A 3,333-nucleotide genomic window follows, 5' to 3' on the forward strand; every position below is an offset into this window, starting at 1 on the left:
CGATGGACACCCTTGCCTTCAGCTAACAGTTCCTACTGCCAGGCCTGCAGTGGACTTTCACCACCAAGTTGTCACCCATGCCGGGCGCACATAAAGTGAAAACTGCTGGCAGTGACTCCAGCAGTTTTCTTTTTCACTTAAGCTTTTTTGGACTGTGCTAACCGGTAAGCTTCCTTGGCAAAGAGGGCCACCAGGAAGATAATCCCGATATAACCCGAAATCGGGTAGACAATATTAACCAAGGTTCTAAAGGGAAGTTGGGCTCCGGCCAGGGTGGCTAGAGAAATCAAGACAATAATCCATTTCTTGACCCTAGAGGAGGCTGACTTCTTGGTGATGGCATCAGACACAGTCCATAGAAAGGCACAAGAAGTGGTAAACATCTCCTGCAAGAGGACATAAATGAAAATTCCGCCCACCACTGGGCTGATGGCCTGGGCCAAGTAAAGAACGGGGACTTCAACATTTAAGACCTGTTCAATATCTGTCAACATGGCCAAGTTAAGGAAGATGGCGGTCACCATCAAACCAACGCCACCAAGAACACCGCCGAGGAAACTTTCCTTTTTGGTCCCGCCTCTAGTCCCTAGCTGGGAAATAAAAGGAATGGCCCCCATCATGGTGTAACTGATAAAGAGAATACCGGCCAACCACCAGAATCCCATACCGTTCCCTGCCCCGTAAGGCACATCTGTGTACTGGTTGGCGACTTGCAAGTAAGCCTCTGAAACTTGGAGGGCACTGAAATTGGTCAGCAGTGTGTAAAGGCCAATCCCAATCGAGGCAATCAAAGTAATGGGGCCAAGTGCCCCTAAAACATTGATTAAGCGGTCAAAGCCAAGTAAGACTGCTAGGAGAACAATGATCGTTATCAAAGCAGTCCCCCAAAAGTTGGCCAGGCCAAAGTACTGGTTAATAGCAGCACCAGCCCCTGAAACAGTCACTACCCCAATCAAGAAGGCCAAAATTGGGATGTAGATATTTAAGAAACTTCCAAAAACCTTGCCCACATAGTATTTAAAGACAGTCTTAGGCGGGTTGCTGGGATGGCTAAAGCCATACTGCATGATAAGGCCTGAGGTGATGGCTAAGACCACTAGGACCAGCAAGGCTGAAATCATGCCCCGGATGCCGTAAACCGAGAAAAACTGCAGAATTTCCTCCCCACTTGAAAAGCCAGACCCGATTATCGCTGTGATCATGGCTCCAGCCAGCTTGACTACCTGGCTATAGCTCACCTTGGCCGAAGACGATGCTTGACCTTTAACCTGGTCTTGTCTGGTGACTTCCTCCATATTCTTTCCTCCTTTTCCTGTTTTTATGACCAACCCTGGCCACTGACATCATAGCCATCCAATAATCCAGCCTGGTAGTCAGCCAAAGACTCTTCGATAATCGTTAAAGCCTGGTCCAGGTCTTCCTGGCTAATGTTTAGGGGTGGCTGGAAGCGCAAAACATTGCCGGCTAGGGTTATAATCAAAACACCCTTTTCATAACACCGGTTGGTTATTTTCAAAGCTGCTTGAGGGTCTCTTTCTTTTTGGTCTTGATCTTTGACAATTTCAATCCCAATCGACAGGCCGAGGCCCCGGACATCGCCAACAAAGTCGTAGTCTTCAAGCCAGGTCGCCATTCTAGCCCTGGCCTGGTCCCCCTTATCTAGGCTAGCTTGTAGGGTATCTTCTTCCTCCATGGTGTCTAGGACAGCTAGGGCTGCCTGGCAACAAACTGGGTTGGCACCGGTTGTAAAGACATGGCCAATTGACCCTAGACTATCCATAATTTCAGCCCGGCCGACAATGGCTGATAAGGGCAAACCTCCCGCCAAGGACTTGCCATAAGTCACCAGGTCTGGAACCACATTAAAGTGTTCGATCGAGGACCATTTCCCAGTCCGTCCTAAACCTTGCTGGACATCATCTACACAGAATAAAATGCCATATTCCTGGCAAATATCATATAACTTTTCGAAGTAACCGGGGACAGGCTCCAATAAGCCTCCATCTCCTTGTAGGGTTTCGACCACAACGGCTGCCACTTCTTCACCTGGCAGATAGCTATGAAGCATGGACTTTAAGGGAGCTAGATAGTCTTCTGCACTTAGGGGGTCTTTTTGCCCGTACATCCCCCGGTAATTGTCAGGAAAGGGAATATGGTAGACGCCGGGTAAGAAGGGACCAATCTTCCGTCTCATATTTAAAGATATGGCTGATAAAGAAATCGCTCCGTAAGTAGACCCATGGTAGGAATTTTCAAAAGTGATAATGTTTTGCCGTCCTGTATAGGCCCGGGCAAACTTGATCAGACCATCACTGGCATCTGACCCTGACAAGCCAAAGGAAACTTTTTTAGCAAAGTCTCCAGGGGTCAACTTGGCTAACCGCTCCGCTAACTCCGTTAAAGGCTTATGGTGGCTGTAACCAGGTGTGTAGTGGATAAAGCGTTGGGTCTGGTCAATGATAGCGTCCACTACCTTTTGGGGTCGGTGGCCTAGGTTTAAGGCTGAGGCTGAAGACAAGAGGTCAATATACTCCTTGCCATCGACATCCGTAATCCGCGACCCCTTGGCATGGTCCACCACAAAGGGGTAATAGGGTACCCGGCCGGCTTCTGCAAAATACTTTTTATCCTTTTCGATGATCTTTTGGCTCTTTTTCATCTTGATCTCCTTCCAAAACTCATCTTTAAATTAGCTTTTGATTAATACTACAAAATTTTTATCTCATTATCAACCCTATTGATTTAGTTTTCTAAAATAAATTTAAATTATAAGTTGTCTTTCTCATATAAACGCCTGACCAAAAGAAAGCTCTCTATACCTTTTGACCTTGGTGCGGGTTTCATCATGGTCAGTTTTAAGCCTTTAATTTGCGGTTGAGATTTGTTAAAAATGGAGACTTGGCTTTACTGAGCTTAGCCCATCCTTTAATGACCTTCACAGCTTTTCAAGCTCATCCCCTTTTACTGGGCTAGTGGTGTTTGCCCTCTGGTCCAGTAACGCTTTTATAGGTTGACCCATTGTCACCTACCTTTCCATGACTTTTTTAGCTAATGATTGTGAAATTTTAGGCTTGACTACGGGATAAAAATTCTCAAATAATATTTGTTGTTTGAGAAAAGTTAAGTGGGATTCTCATATAATAGATGTTATTTGAGAAAACTGGCCAAAAGATCTTAAACTTGACCCTAAGTTTGAGAATAATAACCTTTATTAAACCACTTAGGTCAAAAATTATAGAATCGAGTAGGAGACTAGCCATTAATTGGCTAGTCGACCTCTCACACCACCGTGCGTACGGTTCCGTACACGGCGGTTCAATATCTTGCGTAAGC

The 3,333-nt window shown here is 45.9% G+C and carries 2 protein-coding genes; both read right to left on the reverse strand.

The features are described 5' to 3' along the window. Positions 1–137: 137 nt before the first annotated feature. Positions 138–1,295 (reverse strand): YkvI family membrane protein, encoded by a 1,158-nt coding sequence (locus HMPREF9698_RS02235; RefSeq protein WP_003776897.1) that lies wholly within the window; start codon positions 1,293–1,295, stop codon positions 138–140. Between the two features lie 23 nt (positions 1,296–1,318). After that, complete coding sequence (locus HMPREF9698_RS02240; RefSeq protein ID WP_003776899.1) at positions 1,319–2,659, reverse strand: aspartate aminotransferase family protein; 1,341 nt, start codon at positions 2,657–2,659, stop codon at positions 1,319–1,321. Positions 2,660–3,333: the final 674 nt, after the last annotated feature.

The organism is Alloiococcus otitis ATCC 51267, assembly GCF_000315445.1.
Lineage (GTDB): Bacteria > Bacillota > Bacilli > Lactobacillales > Carnobacteriaceae_A > Alloiococcus > Alloiococcus otitis.

Bases quoted from the DNA above. Each gene is read 5' to 3' on its own strand.
- HMPREF9698_RS02235 (WP_003776897.1), bottom strand. From the start codon at position 1,295: ATGGAGGAAGTCACCAGACAAGACCAGGTTAAAGGTCAAGCATCGTCT.
- HMPREF9698_RS02240 (WP_003776899.1), bottom strand. From the start codon at position 2,659: ATGAAAAAGAGCCAAAAGATCATCGAAAAGGATAAAAAGTATTTTGCA.